Origin of the sequence: Xaviernesmea oryzae (assembly GCF_900109605.1) — a bacterium.
In the GTDB taxonomy this organism is placed as follows: Bacteria; Pseudomonadota; Alphaproteobacteria; order Rhizobiales; family Rhizobiaceae; genus Xaviernesmea; species Xaviernesmea oryzae.
In genome coordinates this window covers 55,295-73,966 of record NZ_FOAM01000011.1, presented here as the reverse complement: position 1 = coordinate 73,966, position 18,672 = coordinate 55,295, and the positions used below count along the sequence as shown (strand labels likewise).

The window sequence follows — 18,672 nt, the reverse complement described above, 5'->3', positions numbered from 1 at the left end:
TCGATTCCGATTGACAGGCTCAGGCCGTGGCCACTGCCGTGCACTCGCGGCAATGCCCACGTATTTCGATGGTCGTTTTGTCGGTCTTGAAGCTGCGGTCGGCGGCCAGCGCGGAAAGCCTTGCATTGATGGCGGGGTCATCGATCTCCGCCACGCTGCCGCAGTCCTCGCAAATGGCGAAGGCGAGCACGCCGCTGCCGTGCCCATGAGCCTCGCCATGCGCATGATCGTGCTGGCAGGCGACGAAGGCGTTGAGGCTTTCCAGCCGGTGCACGAGGCCACGCTCCATCAGCTTGTCCAACGCGCGATAGACCTGGAGCGGCGCGCGAAATCCGTCGTCGCGCAGCTTGTCGAGGATCATATAGGCAGAGAGCGGCGCCTCCGCCTCGCGCAACGCATTGACGACGAGCGACTGATTGCGGGTCAGTTTGGTTGGGTCGGTCATGAGCGAACTCCCTGTGGGCGTCGGTCCTCGCGGCGAAACGGCAGCAGGCTGAGGAGAAAGAGCGCAAGTGCGGCCACGACGATCGACGGACCTGAGGGTGTGTCGAAGCGCAGCGAGCCGAACAGGCCGGCCATCACCGCCGCCGCGCCAAGCAGAGCCGAGAGCACGGCCATAACCTCCGGCGAGCCGGCAAGGCGCCGGGCGGTAGCGGCCGGAATGATCAAGAGCGAGGTAATGAGCAGGATGCCGACGATCTTCATGGCGATGGCGATCACGAAGGCCATGAGAAACATGAAGAGCATACGCGCCCGCTCGGGCTGCAGGCCTTCGGCCTCCGCGAGATCGGGGCTGACCGTTCCCGCCAGAAGCGGCCGCCAAAGCGCGACGATCGCCGCGAGAACCAGAACGCCGCCGACCCACACGGACGCAAGGTCGGTGGTCGATACCGCCAGAATATCCCCAAACAGAAAGCCGATCAGGTCGACGCGGACAAAGGGCATGAAGGCGAGCAGGACGAGCCCGAGCGACAGCGTGGAATGCGAGAGAATGCCAAGGAGCGCATCGGTTGACAGCGCGCCGCGCCTCTGAAGAAGCAGGAGCGACAAGGCGATCACCGCCGCAACAAGAAAGACGCCGATCATCACATTGAGATCGAAGAGCAGCGACAGCGCCACACCCAGAAGCGCCGAATGCGCCATCGTATCGCCGAAATAGGCCATGCGCCGCCAGACGACCAGGCAGCCCAGCGGGCCGGTTACGAAGGCGAGGCCGATGCCGGCGACGAGGGCACGCAGGAAGAAGTCGTCAAACATGGCGCTCCTCCGCCGGCGCGAAACCCTGGAGACGATGATGGTTTGCGCCGCAGCCACAGGCATCGTCATCCCCATCAGCCAGGGCCGCCTCATGATGGTGACCGTCGTCGGGATGGCAATGCGTGGTGACGCTGCCATCTTGATGTAGGACTCGGCCATCGGGCAGATGGGTATGATCATGATGGTGGTGATAGACGGCAACGGCCGGCGCCGCCACCGGGCCGAAGAGACGTCGATATTCCGGACTATCCGTCACGCTCTGCGGTGTTCCCCGGCAGCAGACATGGCCGTTGAGGCAGATCACCGTATCGGTTTCAGCCATGACGATATGCAGATCATGGGAGATCAGCAAGACGCCACATCCCGTCCGGTCGCGCAGGCGCTTGATCAGCGCGTAGAGCGCGATCTCGCCGGCAAAATCGACCCCCTGCAGCGGCTCGTCCAGCACCAGGAGATCGGGCTTGCGGGCGATGGCGCGTGCCAGCAGCGCGCGCTGGAATTCGCCGCCGGAAAGCGCCTGCACCTCCGCCCGCGCCAGATGCGCAATGCCGGTTTCGTGCAGTGCGGCGTCGATATCGGCCGGTGCGATGGGCCCCGTCAGGGTCATTAGCCGCATCACCGTCAGGGGCAGGGTCGAATCGATCGCAAGCTTCTGCGGTACATAGCCGATCCGCAATCCTGGGCGCTGGCCCGCCACGCCTTCATCGGGGCACAGGATGCCGATGGCAGCTTTTGCGGTGGTCGATTTTCCCGATCCGTTGGGGCCAATCAGCGTCACGATCTCCCCGCGCCGCACATCGAGATCGACGCCGCGCACCAGCCAGCGTCCGCTACGACGAACGCCCATGCCCGACAGCGCAACCAGCCGGCCATCATCGTTTGCCAGTGCCGCAACGTGGGGCTTGGCGCGCAAAACGGACTTGAAGGGTGAAGGAAGGAACACGATGCGCAGTCCAGTTCAAACTTGCCAGCGGGTATCGCATAGACTATAGCCCGGAACAACAATGTAATAACATTACGAAGCATTACAAGATCTTGCCGGCACTGGAACCATGGCTGCCGGGATTTTCGTCTGACGCGAGGGGAACCGCCCGATCATGACCATCGCCCTATCTCGCTGGCTTGCGGCAGCCCTCATCTCATCGCTTCTCTCCGGCCCTGCCTGGGGGGAAGCGCTTGACGTGGTCGCCACGGTGAAGCCGGTTCACGCGCTGGTGGCGGCGATCATGCAGGATGTGGGAACGCCGGAACTGATTGTCGACGGTGCCGCCTCGCCGCACACCTACAGCTTCAAGCCTTCGAATGCCACGGCGCTGTCGCGTGCCGATCTTGTCTTTCGCATCGGTCCCGGCTTCGAAACCTTTCTGGAAAAACCGCTGGAAAGCCTCTCCGGCAAGGCGTTGATCGTTACCCTTGCCGATGCGCCGGGCGTGACGACGCTGCCGCTGCGCGAAGGAGGGCTGTTCGAACCGCATGAGGACGGCGACGATCAAGCGGAAAAAGACAGCCACGGCCATGACCACGCAGGCCCGCATGGCGAGATCGACATGCACCTCTGGCTGGACCCTGCCAATGCCAAAGCGATGGCCAACGAAATCGCCCGGCGCCTCGCGACCGCCGATCCAGACCACGCCCAGCTTTTCGAGCGCAATCGGGCCGAGCTCGCACGCCAGATCGATGAGATGGACGCGCGGATGAAGGAAAAGCTGGCCCCCTTCCGGCACAAGCCCTTCATCGTCTTTCACGATGCCTATCAATATCTGGAGCGAGCCTACGGGCTGACCGTGGCGGGCTCCATCACCGTCAGCCCGGAAGCCATGCCGGGGGCGCGGCGCATCCAGGAGATCCACGCCAAGATCCTCTCGGCCGGCGCGGTCTGCGTCTTTGCCGAACCGCAATTCGAGCCTCGTCTGGTCGAAACGGTTCTGGAGGGGACGCCTGCCCATGCCGGCACGCTCGACCCTGAAGGCGGCAGCCTCAAGCCCGGCGCAGGGCTCTACCTGACCCTGATGGACAATCTTGCCACCTCACTGGTGGATTGCCTGTCCAAAGCCTCATGACGCGGTGAAGCCTCGCGCAAGCGGCCGGTGGCAAGGTCTTGGCCGCACGAGAGCGATGCGCAATCAAGGGGCAAGAAATGAAGGTGAAACTGGCTGCGGCAGGCTTGTCCTATGAGCGTGGCGATTACATCGATGCGCTGACGCTCTTAAGCGACCTGGTGGATGACAGCCGCAATCCCGATGTTCTCACCTTGCTGGCCGAAACCTTCGAGAAGCTGGGTTTTGAGGCGGATGCTGCAGACCTGTTTGCCGAGGTAGCCCAAGCGCGCCAGGACGATGCGTTGCTGCGCCGCGCCGCCAAGCTCTTCGCCGCCGCCGGCGTCGATGACCGCGCTCAGCTTTACGGCATGATGCTCTTCGAACGAAAGGCGCACGACGCCACCATCGCCTTCAACCTCGCAAAGACGCTGCGCAAGGGCGACGATCCACGGCTGGCAGGCCTTGTGCTGGAAAGCCTGGCGGAGAGCGACGACGAGGAGCATCTGACCCTGGCTGCCGATATCAGCATGGAGGACGAGCGCAATGTGCTGACGCTCGACATCTTCAAGAAGCTTGCGGCGCGCGATCCGGACGACCCATACCGACTGTTCAACCTGCTGTCGGTCGCCCGCAATTTCTGCGACTACGAAACAATCGAGACCATCGAAAAGAAGCTGACTGCGGCTTTGCGCATGGGCGATCCCGCGGTGCTGGCCGGCGAACTACCCTATGGCAATCTGCTTTATTGCGAAGATGAGCGCATCAACCGGCTGGCGACGAACAACAGCTGGGGGCGCTTGACGGCATCGCCCATGCTGGCGCGCCAACGCCGCCTGCGGCCGCATAGGTGGGGCGAAAAGATCCGGGTCGGCTATCTCTCCAGCGATTTCTGGGAACAACATGCGACGATGATCCTGTTCCAGCGGGTGCTGGAACTGCATGATCGCGACAGCCTCGAGGTGACCCTCTATTGCTATACGCCGCCGCATCTGAAAGCCTTCGACAAAGGCGGACGGGAGCGCTGGGGCTGGCCGATCGTCTCGCTACTGTCCCTCAGCGATGCGGAGGCAGCCGAGACAATCCGCCGCGACGGCATCGACATCCTTGTGGACCTCAAGGGGCCGACCAGCGCCTCGCGCTCGGCGATCCTCAACCAGATGGTGGCGCCTGTGCAGGTGGCCTGGCTGGGCTTTCCGGGAAGCGGGTTGAATATCGATTGCGACTACGTGATCGGCGATCCGATCGTGCTGCCGTCGACCGCCCGGCCCTATTATCACGAGAAATTCTGCCGCCTGCCTGAAAGCTACCAGCCGAACGACCCCGTCCACCGCCCCCTTCCCGCGCCCAAGAGCCGGACGGAACTCGGCCTACCCGAAGACCGCTTTGTCTTCGCGGCCTTCAACACGCCGCGCAAGATCGGCCTGGCGGTCATCGACAGCTGGGCGGCGATCCTTCGCGCGAAGCACGAAGCGCTGCTCTGGGTGATGATCGACGGCGACACACACAGGACCAACTTCTTGAAGGCCATTGCGGCACGCGGCGTTGCGGCTGAGCGCATCCTCTTTGCGCCGAAGATGGCCTATGCAGATCACCTCGCCCGTCTGCAGGCGGCCGATCTCGCGCTCGACACCTTCCCCTATAACGGCCACACCACCACTTCGGACCAGCTCTGGGCCGGGCTCCCGGTGCTGACGGTCAAAGGCACGAACTTCGCCTCGCGCGTCTCCGAAAGTCTGCTGACATCAATCGGGCTGCCGGATCTCGTAGCGCCCGACCAGGACGCCTTTGTCGCCAGAGCCGTTGAACTCGCGAAAGACAGGCAGGCAATCGCCGCCTACAAGGCGAGGATCGCGGAAAACCGTTTCCGGTCGCCGCTCTTCGACGCCGAGCGCTTCTGCCGCCATCTGGAAATCGGCTATCGGATGATGGCCGACAGCGCCAAGGCCGGCGCAGCGCCCGATCATTTCGACGTGCCGGCCCTGCCGCCACGCGCCGAACCCTTTGCCTGAGATCTGACAGACAAAGCGTGGCCGTCAGGCAAGCGGCCGGTAGAGGAAGCGGCTGACATCGGCCGGCTTTGCCCGACCAGAAATATCGAAGGCGAAGACACCGAGAAAGGCGCCGGTAAACGATCCATGCTCGCCGCGCCCGCCCTCGTCCGAGATGACGCTTGCATCGAGCGCAGGGCCGATAGGCGCGAATGCGTCCATGCCTTCGCTCTGCCAGAAAAATTGTAGCCCGTTGCCATCGATTTCGGCCGCCAATGTCAGGGGACCGTCCGGCACCGCGATCCCCGAGCCGATCGGATAGGTCAGCTTCGCCTCCGGATAGTCACCGGGGCAGGAGAGGATGGTCAGGCAGCGGCCGAGGGTCTCGTGGCGGGTGATCCCGAGCGCATGCAGCTTGTGACGATTGTAGTAATGCGTCAGGCCCGCCACCTGCTGATAGATCTCAGGCTCGAAGTCGATCACGGTTTCGACCCGCACGCGATGATGCTGCTGTCTGCGGGCAACAAGCGCCTGCTCGAACCAGCTGCCGATGCTTTCGCGCCCGTAAAGCCGCAAGTGCCCGGGCGCTGCCGTCAGCGAGAAGATGCGCTCGGGAAGCGGCGTGCGCAGCCACTGAAAATCGATCGGCAGCTCTGGCGCATCGAACCGCGTCTCGACGGCGAGGTCTTGGCTGGCCGGCGGCGCATCCGGCGCGAAGGCGGGCCCCTCGACCTCGACATCAGACACCATGCCTCCCTGCTTCAGATACAGCCAGTCGTCCTCGGCCCAGACACATTTCTGCAGGCTGGTCTCGCGGCCGAGCGCCGAGCGGCGGTGCGGGGCAAGCGGCCGGCCGCAGAGATGGGTATGATAGACCTCGCCATCCGGCGTCTCGACATATTGCCCATGGCCGGCGCGCTGCAGCGCGGCCTCCGGCGCATCCTTCGAGCTGATCAGATGGGCATTCGGGTGAAGCGTGTAAGGGCCCTCGATCGAGCGCGACCGCGCCATGGTCACGGCGTGATCGTAGCCGGTGCCGCCTTCGGCAACCGTCAGGTAATACCAGCCCTTGCGCTTGAAGAGGTGCGGTCCCTCGACGAGGCCAAGGCCGCTGCCGGCGAAGATATTGTGAACGGGGCCGATGAGCCGGCCGCTCTCGGCATCCCACTCCTGCAGCAATATGCCATCAAAGGCAGAGGAATTGGCAACGCCGTGAAAAGTCTCCGGCCGGTGGTTCCATTGCATGTTGACGAACCATTTGCGGCCGTCATCGTCATGAAACAGCGAGGGGTCGAAGCCGGAGGAGTTGACATAGACCGGGTCGGACCATGGTCCCTCGATGGAGGGGGCGGTGACGATGTAATTATGCGCATCCTTGAAGCTGCCGTCATAGCGCTTGACGTCGGTATAGACGAGCCAGAACCGGCCATCCGCATGCGAGAGGCATGGCGCCCAGATGCCGCAGCTATCCGGATTGCCGCGCATGTCGAGCTGGCTCGCGCGTGTCAGCGGCCGCGTGATCAGGGTCCAGGTGACGAGATCGCGCGAATGATGGATCTGCACGCCCGGAAACCACTCAAAGGTGGAGGTGGCGATATAATAATCGTCACCGACGCGGCAGATCGAGGGATCGGGATTGAAGCCCGGCAGAATGGGGTTCTGGATCTTGGACATGGAACGGGGCTTTCAGAAACGGGTTCCTGCAAGTGTAAGCGGTCTGCCATGCAGGCTCTTGGGTCAGGTCCGACCGAAGCGGCCGCCACATTCGGCGGCGGCCGCTGGATTGCACCGGCTGCTTGCGCGACAGGCAGCGGCCTCCGGCAGGCTGGGACAGACTCAGCGCAGGAGCGCCTGCGCCTCCTCGATGCTGAGCGCCGCCGGCTGCGTGCAGGTCGTCGTCAGATCGATGAAGCGACCTTCTTCGCCGGAGCGCAGGATCGACACCATCACGTCGACGCCGTGCAGGGCGCGCTCCAGCGAGCAACGGGCATCGCGGCCTTCGAGAATGGCGATGGCCATGTCCGCAAGCCCGGCCGTGCGGTAATTGGCCATCGGCCCCTGCGGGTGCTCCTGATTGGGAACGGCAAAAGGATGCTCCCACATCTGCACCGGCTGGATATTCTTGTCGCGTCCGCTCGCCTGGACCGTGCCGCCGAAGAAGTTCGGATCGGGCACGAAGAGCGAGCCATCGGTGCCGTAAAGCTCCATGTTGGCATGGCGATGCGACCAGACGTCCCAGCTTGCCGACAGCGTGATCGTCGCACCATTCTGGAATTCCAGCAGGGCGTGAATGGTCGTCGGCGTCTTTACCGGAATGACTTCACCCTTACGCGGCTCGCTGGTGATCGTGCGCGTCGTGCTGGCCATCGAGGTGATGGCGCCGACGCGCTTCACCGGGCCGATCAGGTTGATCAGATTGGCGATGTAATAGGGGCCGAGATCGAGGATCGGGCCGCCGCCTGGAAGGAAGAAGAAATCCGGATTGGGGTGCCACATCTCCATGCCGGGGCTCATCACATGGCAGGTGCCGGAGGTGACGCGGCCGATGCGGCCTTCGTCGATGAGATGGCGGGCAAGCTGATGCGCGCCGCCCAGGAACGTATCCGGCGCGCAGCCGACCTTCAGTCCGTTGGCCGTGGCGATGCCGCGCAGCGTCTCGCCCTGCTCGATCGAGAGCACCAGCGGCTTTTCCGAGTAGACGTGCTTGCCGGCTTCCAGGATCGCCTTGGAGACCGGGAAATGCGCGTCGGGAATGGTCAGGTTGACGACGATATCGACGGCCGGATTGGCCAGCAGTGCATCGATCGTCTGTGCCTCGACGCCAAATTCCTCTGCGCGGCCTTCCGCTGCTGCCATGTTGATGTCGGCGCAGGCAACGACCTTGATGCCGCGAAACAGCGGCGCCAGTTTGAAATAGGTCGTGGAGATGTTGCCGCAGCCGATGATGCCGACGCCAAGCTCGCGTGTTTCAATATCCGTGGTCATGGAGAATGCCTTTGAAGGCGGTCATGCGCCTGCCCGACAAGGCAGGCGCCGATCCGCAAGAGCTTTCGAAGAAAGGGTTCAGAAGAGGCCGGCAGGCCTTCAGCCATAGGTGCGAATGGAGGCGATCGACCGATCGGCAAGACGCTTCACGTCTTTCGGATTGTCATGTTCGACGATGAAATACTTGGCTGGCGTGGCCTCGAGGATCGGGAAGAGCTTTGGCCAATCGACCGTGCCATGACCGACATCGGCCCAGCCATCCTCGTCGGCGGCCTCGCCCACTGGGGCGATATCCTTCACATGAACGGCGCCGATACGGCTTCCATAGCGGTCGATCCAGTCGAACGGATCGGCGCCGCCGCGGACGACCCAGGCGATATCGGCTTCCCAGCGCAGATTGGGGCCACCGTGGAAAATCAGCTCCATCGGAATTTCACCTGATGGCAGCGCCACGAATTCAAAGTCATGGTTGTGCCAGCCGAAGGAATGACCAGCCTCCACCAGCGGCGCGCCGGCCGCCTCCAGCCGCTTGCCGAAATCGCGCCAGCCTTCTGCATCCGTGGGCCTGAGATCAGCCATGATATGCGGGCAATAGATTGCCTCGATGCCGACGGCCTTGGCGATCTCGATGACACGTGATGGATTGTTCTCGATCATATCCAGGCTGAAATGCGCGGTCGGCATCGTCAGGCCGTTCGCCTCCAGGTCGGATTTCAGCCCCGCAAGCGCGGCTTCATCCAGCTCCGCATAGAGCGCGCTATAGCCTTCGACCTGGGTGTAACCGGCCTGGGCGACCGTCTTGAAGACTTCGGAAAAGGGCTGAAAATTGCGGGCGCTATAGAGCTGAAAGCTGATGGCTTGCATGGTGAATCCTCCTGTTTATAAAAGCCTTGCGGCCTCCGGCTCACGCGCCGGACGAGCTTTCGCAAGAGCGCTAAAAACGGCGGCAACCTCCCCGCCGTCTTGAATAGCCCGGCCGCTGGCGGCCACGCAGATCCGTTTCGCCTCAGGCGGCTGCGGATAGGTCCCGCACCGGCGCCGATGCCGCGTATGACGTGTGCAGATCATAGGCGTGGAAGCGCGGAACGGCCTGACCACCGCCAACCGGGGTAAAGCGGATCGTCCGGCTCTCGCCGGCAGTCAGATCGAAGGCATTGTCTGAATAACGTCCCTCGCGATCAGCCTCGATCATCACATGCAGCGCCAGCCCTGTGACTGTAACTGTCAGGTCATAGGCGCCATCGCCTGCGGGCACGGCCTTCAGCGACAGGCCAGAGGGCTGGAGTTCCAGCGCTTTGTAGGTCGCAGCGACATGATGACCCTCGCCGTTCATGCCGTTCGAGGCGGTGAAGTGCCAGAATAAGAGGTGATCGGCCGGGATGTCGTTCGCTTCGATCGTGGCAAGCGTGGCGGCGGCATCCGGGCTGCATGTGCCAGCCACGGCCATCAAAGGCCGCCGCTCGCCCGTCAGCGACACCAGGAAGGTTTCGAGCTCGACCGTCACGGGCGCGGTTGTGTCGTTGACCATGGAGAAGGCGATCGTCTTGCCATCCTCGGAGGGGATCGCCGCCACCGCCACGGGCTGGAAGAAGCGGCGCACCATGTAGTGCATGGCTTTCCAGTTGCCGCCATAATCGAGGCTCGACCACGAGGCGACGGGCCAGGTGTCGTTCAGCTGCCAATAGAGCGTGCCCATGCAATGCGGCTTGAGCGAACGCCAGAATTCGACGGCCGTACGGATCGCCAGGCCCTGCTGGATCTGGCTCAAATAGACGAAGCTGTCGAAGTCGCGGGGAAAGCGGAAATAGCGGAACATGGTGCCGGCGATCCGCTCGTTCCCGCCAACATTCTTCTGATGCACCTCCATCACAGGCGAGGCGATGTTCATATCCTTCGCCTCGGCAAACTGCCGGACGAGCGGCATGGAGGTGTAGGACTGGAAGCCGAATTCCGAGCAGAAGCGCGGGCGCACGGTGCGGTAATTGTCGAAACTCTTGTTTTCGTGCCAGACCGACCAGTAATGCATGTCGCCGGAGCCATCGGCATGCCACGCATCGCCAAAGTTCAGGTAGCCCGAAGACGGGCTCGACGGCCACCAGATCAGTTCCGGCGCGGCCTTCTTCATCGCCACCTCAATCACCCGGTTCAGGCGATCGTAGGAGACCAGATAGCGGTCCCGGTTCTCGCGGCTCTCGGGGAACCAGGTCAGCGCGCCCACCAGCTCATTGTCGCCGCACCACAGCACGATGGAGGGATGGCTGGCGAGCCGGCGCACCTGATAATCGACCTCCGCCTCGACATTGGCAAGGAAATCGGGCGTCGAGGGATAGAGGTTGCAGGCGAACATGAAATCCTGCCAGACCATCAGGCCGAGACGGTCGCAGAGATCGTAGAACCTGTCGGCCTCATAGAAGCCGCCGCCCCAGATGCGGATCATGTTCATATTGGCGTCGGCCGCCGAACGCAGCAGATCCTCCGTCGCCTCGCGCGTCGCCCGCGACATCAGGGCATCGGCCGGAATCCAGTTGGCGCCACGGCAGAAGATCTCACGGCCATTGACCTTGAGCGCGAAGCGGGCGCCGGCCGCATCTGGATCGGTGATGAGTTCGACGGAGCGAATACCGATCTGGCGCGCGACCGTCTCGCCTGCCACCGTCACCGTCAGCGCATAGAGCGCCTGCTCGCCGCTGCCGGCCGGCCACCAGAGCCGAGGCTCGGCCAGGGTGAAACCCTGGGAGACCACCGTTTCGCCGGCGCCCAGCGCGCAGTCGATCCGGTCTTTGCGCTCATCGAGCCCGAAGGCGACCGAGACGACACAGGGCTCCTCGGCAAACAGGGTCGCCTTGACGAGAAGGTCGACGCCGCCATCGGCGCGCGGGATCTGTTGCGTCTGCACATGCTCGATGCGCGCCGGTGCCAACTTCCTCAGCGCCAGTGTGCCATAGACGCCCAAGGGGGCGATGGCGATGTTCCAGTCCCAGCCGAAATGGCATTGCGGCTTGCGCAGCATATTGCCATTGGGGATCGGCGAGTTCAGCTCCTGATGCGGAATGTAGAAGGGTTGTGCCGCCTGCAGCTCGGCGCCGGCGGCGATCGAAGACCGGATGACGATCTTCAAGCGGTTGACGCCGGCCTTCAGCACGCCACCGACATCCGGCCGATAGCGGCGGAAGCAATTTTCCGCCTCCAGCACCAGCTGGTCGTTGACGAAGACCGAGGCGATCGTATCCAGGCTTTCGAGATCGAGATACCAGGGTGCATCCAGGGCCTCGGCCGCCAGAGTGACCTCGCGCTCGAACACCCAATCCTGCTCGGCCACCCACTGAACCACGGCCTCGTTGGCGCCGAAATAGGGCTCGGGAATCAGGCCTGCATCCGCCAGCGCCGAGTGAACATCCCCAGGCAGATGGATCGTCGTGCGATGCTGGCCATCTGCCGACGACAGTTGCCAGGTGCCGGCGAGATCGATGGTTTCGGGCTGGACAGTGGTGGTTTCGAAGGACATGGGAGGTATCCGATCAAAGGCGATTTTCGGTCTCGGCATCAAACAGCGACGCGGTGGCCATATCGAAGCCGAGCGTGACGGGCGTTTTTGGTGCGTAGCGGCGCTGGCCGGCAATTCGCACCGAGATGGGCTGGCCGGCAAGGTTCAGCCAGAGAAGATTGTCGGCGCCCATCGGCTCCTCGATATCGACGGCAGCCTGATGCGTGATGAAACCCTCGACGGGTTCGTCCACGCGGATATGCTCCGGCCTCACCCCGAGCACCACCTTCTGACCGGCTTTCAACAGCGCGCGGGCAGGATAGCGCGAGAGATCGAAGGCCAGGCCCCCGACATCGACGATCGACCGCCCATTTTCCTGGCGAATGGCACCGCGGAAAAAATTCATCGAGGGTGAGCCGATGAAGCCGGCGACGAAGAGATTTTCCGGCGTGCCGTAGATCGTCATGGGGTCGGCGAGTTGCTGGATGACGCCGCCCTTCATCACCGCGATCCGGTCGGCCAGAGTCAAAGCCTCGATCTGGTCATGGGTGACGTAGATCATCGTATTCTTGAGCGACTGGTGCAGCCGCTTGATCTCGACACGCAGCTCCGAGCGCAGCTTGGCATCGAGGTTGGAAAGCGGCTCGTCGAACAGAAAGACATCGACGTCGCGCACCAGCGCCCGGCCGATGGCGACGCGCTGGCGCTGGCCGCCTGAGAGTTCCGCCGGCTTTCGCTTCAGGAGCGGCTGGATCTGCAGGATCTCAGCGGCTCGTGCCACGCGCTTGTCGATCTCCGCCTGCGGCACCTTTGCGACCTGCAGGCCGAAGGACAGGTTCTTCTCCACCGTCATCTGCGGATAGAGCGCATAGGACTGGAAGACCATGCCGATGCCACGGTCCTTCGGCTCCTCCCAGGTGACGTTCTTGCCCTTGATGAAGATCTGGCCGTCGGAAATATCGAGCAGGCCGGCAATGCAGTTCAAAAGCGTGGACTTGCCGCAGCCGGACGCGCCGAGCAGGACCAGAAACTCGCCATCGGCAATTTCCAGATCGAGATGCTGGAGCACGCTGACGGCACCGAAATTCAGCGACAGGTCTCTGATGGATACGCTTGAAGACATGAGAGATCAGCCTTTCACGGCGCCGGCGGCGATGCCGCGCACGAAGAGACGTCCGGAGACGAAGTAGACGAAGAGCGGAACGGAACCGGTGAGGATCGTCGCCGCCATGTTGACGTTGTATTCCTTCACCCCCTGAACGGAGTTGACGATGTTGTTGAGCTGGACGGTCATCGGGTAATATTCCGGCCGGGTGAAGACCACGCCGAACAGGAAGTCGTTCCAGATGCCGGTGATCTGCAGGATCATCGCCACCACGAAGATCGGCAGCGACATCGGCAGCATGATCTTGAGATAGATCGTCCAGAAGCCGGCGCCATCGATGCGCGCGGCCTTGAACAGCTCCTCCGGCAGTGAGACGAAATAGTTGCGGAAGAGCAGCGTCAGGATCGGCATGCCGAAGATCGTATGGACGATGATCAGTCCGGTCAGCGTGCCGTAGATGCCCATTTCCCTGAGAACGATGACGATCGGATAGATCATCACCTGATAGGGGATGAAGGCGCCGACGATCAGGATGGTGAAGAAGATCTCCGAGCCCTTGAAGCGCCAGTTGGCCAGCGCATAACCGTTAATCGAGGCAATCGCGATCGAGATCACGGTCGAGGGAATGGTGATGCGCACCGAATTCCAGAAGCCGCGCGACAGGCCATCGCAGTTGAGCCCCGTGCAGGCGCTGGCCCAGGCCTTTGCCCAGGGTTCGAAGGTGATCTCCACAGGCGGCGCAAAGATGTTGCCAAGCCGGATTTCGGGCATGCCCTTGAGCGATGTGACGACCATCACGTAAAGCGGCAGCAGATAGTAGAGCGCAGCAATGGCCAGCGTTCCATAGATCATGATGTTGCGGCCGGACAGGCTTCGCTGCGGGCGGCGACCGCGCGGGCCGGCAAGGGAATCGCTCATCGCATCGGCGCCGGCAACGGTGACGGCGAGGGAACCAGGATTAGCCACGCTTCTTCCCTCCGAATTCGAGATAGGCCCAGGGGACGATGATGATGGCGACGGTGACGAGCATCATGGTGGAGGCGGCGAAGCCCTGCCCCAGGTTCTGCGCCTGGAACATGTAGTCATAGACGTACTTGGCCGGCACTTCCGAAGCGATGCCGGGGCCGCCGCTGGTCTGGGCGACCACGAGATCGTAGACGCGCACGATGCCCGAGGCGATGATGACCAGCGTGGTGACGAAGACGGCGCGCATCATCGGGATGACGATGAAGAGATAGGTCTTCCAAGTCGGGATGCCGTCGACGCGGGCAGCCTTCCAGATCTCGCCGTCAATGCCGCGCAGACCCGCCAGCATCAGGCACATGACAAGCCCGGTGCCCTGCCAAAGGCCGGCGATCAGGATGCCATAGATGACAATGTCGGCATTGTAGAGCGGATCGAAGGTGAAGCTCGTCCATCCGAGCGCGCGCACAACGGATTGTATGCCGAACTCCGGATTGAGAATCCATTGCCACACCAGGCCGGTGACGATGAAGGAGAGCGCGAAGGGATAGAGGAAGATCGTGCGGAAGGTGTTTTCGAAGCGGATCTTCTGGTCCATCAGCGCGGCCAGGAGAAAGCCGATCACCAGGCTGAAGATCAGCGTCAGCACGCCATAGATGGCGAGATTGGTGATGGAGACCGTCCAGCGCGTGGCGGCCCACAGGCGCTCATACTGATCCAAACCGACGAAGGACAGCCGCGGCAGCAGTTTGGAATTGGTAAAGGAATAAACGACCGTCCACAGCGTGCCCCCGAGGAAGATCACCACGGCGGTGAGGATCATCGGGATGGAGGCGATTTTCGCATTGAGATTGCGAAACAGCTGGTTCGGACGGCGGGCGATGGTCTGACCCGTCATGGCAAGACGTCTCCTTGGGCGCATGTCTCGAGGGCATGACTGCCCTGCCCCGCTTTGCCTTTCAGCCAAAGCAAGGAAGGCAGCACCGCACACCGTGGCTTGGGATAACCCATCCGGGGCATGCGGTGCCGAAGCCGGCGTATCGGCCGGCTTCGGGCAGGAGAAGGCCTCAATCGGCGGAAGCAATGATGCTGGCGAAGCGCTTCTGTGCGTCCTGAGGGCTCATAGAGGAGGAGAAGAACTCGGCGAACAGATCCTCCTTCTGCTTCTGGATGTCGGCTGAAAGAAGCTCGTCCGTGCTCTTGAGGACATTGCCCTTGGCGAGAATGTCGAGACCCTTCTTCATGCAGTCATTGGCTGCATTCAGATCGACATCGCCGCGCACCGGCAGCGAGCCCTTCTTCAGATTGAAAGCCACCTGGGTCTTGGGGTTGAGCAGCGTGCTGGCGAGGACCGCCTGCGCCTGGCTCTTGGCCTCATCCTTCAAGAGGGGGAAGTAGAAGGCGTCGCCGCCGGTGGTGATATATTCATTCACGCCGAGACCCGGCAGGCAGGCGTAATCAGTCCCGGCCTTCTTGCCAGCCAGCTGGAATTCCCCCTGCGCCCAGTCCCCCATGATCTGGCCACCGGCCTTGCCGGTGATGACCATGTTCGTTGCCTGGTTCCAGTCCTGGACATTCGTGCCCTTGGACATGCGGCGTGCATCGTCGGCTGCTTTGAAGATCCGGGCCATGTCGGGACCGTTGATCGTATCGGCGTCCTTGGCGCTATAGACCTTTTCGTAGAAATCCTTGCCGCCGAGCGAGATCACGAGAACATCGAACAGGCCAGACGCCTGCCAGGCCTGGCCGCCGATGGCCAGGGGCACGATGCCGGCCTTTTCGAGCGCCGGTGCGGCGGCAACAAACTCGTCCCAGTTCTTCGGCGCCTCGACGCCGGCCTTCTTGAAAGCGTCGTTCGAGAGCCACAGCCACTGCCAGGAGTGAATGTTGACGGGTGCGCAATAGATCTTGCCGTCGATCGTGCAGCCATCGAGCAAGGTGGCCGGACGGATGATCTCTTTCCATTTTTCCTTCGTGGCAACGTCGGTCAGGTCGCGCATCAAGCCGGCCTGAACCAGCTCCTCAGCCTGCCGCCCGTGGTTGAATTGGGTTGCGCCCATCGGATCGCCGCCCGTGATGCGGCTCACCATGATCGGTCGTGCCGTGCCACCGGACCCGGCGATCGCGCCGTCGATCCATTTGTTGCCCGTGGCATCGAATGCCTTGGCAAATTCCGCGACAGCCGCCGCCTCACCGCCCGAGGTCCACCAATGGGTCACTTCGAGATCGGTTGCCTTCGCCGCCGACAGCGGCAGAACCACACTTGCCGCCATGATGGCCGTCCAGATACGCAAAGTCATGAGTCTCCTCCCTCACTGTAACGTTGCCGTAGAAAAGCTACTGAAGCGCGTCTTGGTTGGCAACCGCAGTATCCGAAATTTTTTGTGAATCGCCGCAATACAATTCATGAGAGAACCTTCTTCCTAGGCTGCCGCACTGCGAAAGCGGCAAAATCTGCCATATATGCGCAATGATAGCAAAATATGACGCAAATTTTGGCCGAGAAGTACATCTTATGATTTTGCACATGCGCAAAACCAAAATCCTGCTCAGGTTGCAGATGCCTGATATTTTTCGATGGACAAGCCTCCTATATCGTTTCAGTTTTCATTTTCGCTCCGAAGTTTCCTCTCCTTGCACTTGAAGCCATTTAGGCGTTGAGGTGATCAGGAAACGAGGACGGAAAATCGATCACGGGCGGAACCGGCAGAGATGGACGAAACGACCAAGGGCGCCGACGGTGCCCACCAGACGGCAGCGCGCCCGACGCTGAAGACCATTGCCTTCATGACGGGGCTTGGCATCACCACCGTCTCGCGTGCGCTGAAGGATGCACCTGACATCGGTGCGGAGACCAAGGCGCGCGTGCGCCTGGTGGCGCGGCAGATCGGCTATCAGCCGAACCGCGCCGGCGTGCGCCTGCGCACAGGCAAGACCAATGTGATCAGCCTCATCCTGTCGCTGGAAGAGGAAGTGATGGGCTTGACGAGCCCGATCGTCATCGGCATTTCCGAAGTGCTGCGCGACACGCCCTATCATCTGGTGGTGACGCCCTACAGCCCCTCCGGCGACAGCCTGGCGCCGGTTCGCTATGTGCTGGACACGGGCGCGGCCGACGGCATCATCCTCTCCCGCACGGAGCCGAGGGATGCGCGCATCGCCTTGATGATGGAGCGGAATTTTCCTTTCGTGACCCATGGGCGCACGGATATGGGGTTTGCCCATCCCTTCCATGACTTCGACAATGAACATTTCGCCTATGAAGCTGTGCGCCGCCTGGCGGCCCTTGGCCGGCGTCGGATCCTGCTTTTGCAGCCGCCGGCCCATTTGACCTTTTATCGCCACATGCGCGCCGGCTTCGACCGCGCCATTGCCGAATTCGGCCTGGAAGCCATTCCCTTGCTCACCGTGGACATCGACGACAATCTGGCCACCATCCGCGCCGCCTTCGAGACCCGCATGTCGCAACCAAACCCACCGGACGGGATCATTTCGGGAAGCGGCGCGAGCGCCATCGCGGTCGTCGCCGCTTTGGAAGCGAAAGGCTACCGGGTAGGTCGCGAGGTGGACATGGTCTCGAAAGTGCCCAGCGACGTTCTTGGCTGGCTGCGGCCGGAGGTCATCACCATGCGCGAAGACATCCGCTTGGCCGGACGCGAGCTTGCCAAGGCCGTGTTGGGCCGCATTGCCGGACGCCCGCCGGAAACGCTGCAAAGCCTGAGCTTCAGCGAGGATGCCGACCAGACACCCTTTCGCTGAGGGGCCCGGTGGATTTGCTCCCGCCCCCTCCATCAAGACGAAGACAGCGCAGCAATAGCTTTTGATCACGGGCCAAAGCGTCAGGATACCTTAAGATGACCAGCCAGAGATTCCTTGGCCTTCCCGATCGCCTTCCCGAGGGCGAGACGCCGCGTGCCGTCCTCTTCAGCGCCGGCCATGGCACGAGCTATCCAGGTCAGGACAGCAGCAGCTATGCGCTGGCGGCCGAGGCGATCCGGGCGGCCAGCCAGGCCGATGCGCCGCTGATCGCACATTGGGATTTCGACCTTGGCGGTCCGCTTTTCCAGGACAGGCCCATCTCCTGTATCGATCAGGGCGAAATCGCAACGGCGGCGCATGCCAATGCCCGCAACCGCGCCGCCATCACCGCAAAGACAGAGGAGATCCTTGCTCTTCCCGCCGTGCCAATCCTGCTTGGCGGCGATGATTCCGTGGTGATTCCTTTCCTCGAAGGCTTCGCAAAGGCTGAGCCGATCTGGATCGTCCAGATCGATGCGCATCTCGACTGGCGCGATGAGGTGAAAGGCGAGCGCTTCGGCTATTCCAGCCCCATGCGGCGCGCCAGCGAAATGGCCCATATCGCAGGCATGGTGCAGCTCGGCTTGCGCGGCGTCGGCAGCGCGCGCCGTGGTGAAGTGGAGGACGCTCGAAATTTTGGCAGCCGACTGGTCACGGCGCGGGAGATCCACGAACACGGCATCCATACTGCGGTGAGACATGTACCGGACGGCGCCAGGATCGTCATCACGCTGGACTGCGATGCACTGGACCCGTCGATCATGCCAGGTGTCGCCGCCCGCACCCCGGGCGGGCTTACCTATCTGCAGGTGATCGACCTGATCGCCGCCCTTGGCCAGCGTGGGCGGATTGCCGGATTCGATATGGTGGAGCTTTATCCGAAGAAGGATCTGGACGGCCTGTCCGCCCTGACGGCATCCCGGATCCTCGTCAACCTGATTGGTGCCATCTGCCGGCAGGCGTAACGGCGCTGGGGCGCGCCGTCCGGTGTCGGCCTTTCAGATCCCTATAAACATAGATACGGCGGCGTGCCGGAACACACCGCCGTATCAT

The 18,672-nt window shown here is 62.5% G+C and carries 15 protein-coding genes; 4 read left to right on the top strand and 11 right to left on the bottom strand.

Going from position 1 to position 18,672, the window contains the following annotated elements:
* Positions 1–19 precede the first annotated feature (19 nt).
* The 3 genes from BMX61_RS14780 to BMX61_RS14770 are packed head-to-tail and all read right to left on the bottom strand — an operon-like array spanning position 20 to position 2,104.
* Positions 20–445, bottom strand: coding sequence for a Fur family transcriptional regulator (locus BMX61_RS14780; protein ID WP_075626503.1), 426 nt, complete (start codon positions 443–445; stop codon positions 20–22).
* Positions 442–1,257, bottom strand: coding sequence for a metal ABC transporter permease (locus BMX61_RS14775; RefSeq protein ID WP_075626504.1), 816 nt, complete (start codon positions 1,255–1,257; stop codon positions 442–444). The genes BMX61_RS14780 and BMX61_RS14775 overlap by 4 nt, the downstream gene beginning before the upstream one ends.
* Entirely contained in the window at positions 1,250–2,104 is an 855-nt protein-coding gene (locus tag BMX61_RS14770; RefSeq protein WP_075626580.1) for an ATP-binding cassette domain-containing protein, read from the bottom strand. The genes BMX61_RS14775 and BMX61_RS14770 overlap by 8 nt, the downstream gene beginning before the upstream one ends.
* A 250-nt stretch (positions 2,105–2,354) precedes the next feature.
* Here BMX61_RS14770 and BMX61_RS14765 point away from each other — a divergent pair, with 250 nt between their 5' ends.
* Both BMX61_RS14765 and BMX61_RS14760 read left to right on the top strand, forming a co-directional pair.
* On the top strand, positions 2,355–3,317 hold the full coding sequence (locus tag BMX61_RS14765) for a zinc ABC transporter substrate-binding protein (RefSeq protein WP_075626505.1): 963 nt from the start codon (positions 2,355–2,357) through the stop codon (positions 3,315–3,317).
* A 77-nt stretch (positions 3,318–3,394) separates the two neighbouring features.
* The gene (locus tag BMX61_RS14760; RefSeq protein WP_075626506.1) at positions 3,395–5,305 is read left to right on the top strand and encodes an O-linked N-acetylglucosamine transferase, SPINDLY family protein; all 1,911 of its coding nucleotides are present in this window, start codon (positions 3,395–3,397) and stop codon (positions 5,303–5,305) included.
* A gap of 24 nt (positions 5,306–5,329) precedes the next feature.
* Here the strand turns inward: BMX61_RS14760 and BMX61_RS14755 are convergent, their stop codons facing one another.
* From BMX61_RS14755 to BMX61_RS14720, 8 genes are all read right to left on the bottom strand, one after another.
* The gene (locus BMX61_RS14755) at positions 5,330–6,958 is read right to left on the bottom strand and encodes a glycoside hydrolase family 43 protein (RefSeq protein WP_075626507.1); all 1,629 of its coding nucleotides are present in this window, start codon (positions 6,956–6,958) and stop codon (positions 5,330–5,332) included.
* Positions 6,959–7,120: 162 nt separating this feature from the next.
* Complete coding sequence (locus BMX61_RS14750) at positions 7,121–8,269, bottom strand: Gfo/Idh/MocA family protein (protein WP_075626508.1); 1,149 nt, start codon at positions 8,267–8,269, stop codon at positions 7,121–7,123.
* A gap of 99 nt (positions 8,270–8,368) precedes the next feature.
* Complete coding sequence (locus BMX61_RS14745) at positions 8,369–9,133, bottom strand: sugar phosphate isomerase/epimerase family protein (protein WP_075626509.1); 765 nt, start codon at positions 9,131–9,133, stop codon at positions 8,369–8,371.
* 142 nt (positions 9,134–9,275) lie between these two features.
* The gene (locus BMX61_RS14740) at positions 9,276–11,774 is read right to left on the bottom strand and encodes a beta-mannosidase (RefSeq protein ID WP_075626510.1); all 2,499 of its coding nucleotides are present in this window, start codon (positions 11,772–11,774) and stop codon (positions 9,276–9,278) included.
* Between the two features lie 13 nt (positions 11,775–11,787).
* Entirely contained in the window at positions 11,788–12,876 is a 1,089-nt protein-coding gene (locus BMX61_RS14735) for an ABC transporter ATP-binding protein (protein ID WP_075626511.1), read from the bottom strand.
* 6 nt (positions 12,877–12,882) lie between these two features.
* Positions 12,883–13,776 (bottom strand): carbohydrate ABC transporter permease, encoded by an 894-nt coding sequence (locus BMX61_RS14730; RefSeq protein WP_092742810.1) that lies wholly within the window; start codon positions 13,774–13,776, stop codon positions 12,883–12,885.
* A 40-nt stretch (positions 13,777–13,816) separates the two neighbouring features.
* Complete coding sequence (locus BMX61_RS14725) at positions 13,817–14,719, bottom strand: carbohydrate ABC transporter permease (protein WP_075626513.1); 903 nt, start codon at positions 14,717–14,719, stop codon at positions 13,817–13,819.
* A gap of 169 nt (positions 14,720–14,888) precedes the next feature.
* Positions 14,889–16,121: an ABC transporter substrate-binding protein gene (locus BMX61_RS14720; RefSeq protein WP_075626514.1), complete on the bottom strand. Its 1,233-nt coding sequence runs from the start codon at positions 16,119–16,121 to the stop codon at positions 14,889–14,891.
* A gap of 412 nt (positions 16,122–16,533) precedes the next feature.
* Between BMX61_RS14720 and BMX61_RS14715 the strand changes: the two genes are divergently transcribed.
* Both BMX61_RS14715 and BMX61_RS14710 read left to right on the top strand, forming a co-directional pair.
* Positions 16,534–17,580 (top strand): LacI family transcriptional regulator, encoded by a 1,047-nt coding sequence (locus tag BMX61_RS14715; RefSeq protein WP_075626515.1) that lies wholly within the window; start codon positions 16,534–16,536, stop codon positions 17,578–17,580.
* 95 nt (positions 17,581–17,675) lie between these two features.
* Complete coding sequence (locus BMX61_RS14710) at positions 17,676–18,584, top strand: arginase family protein (protein ID WP_075626516.1); 909 nt, start codon at positions 17,676–17,678, stop codon at positions 18,582–18,584.
* Positions 18,585–18,672: the final 88 nt, after the last annotated feature.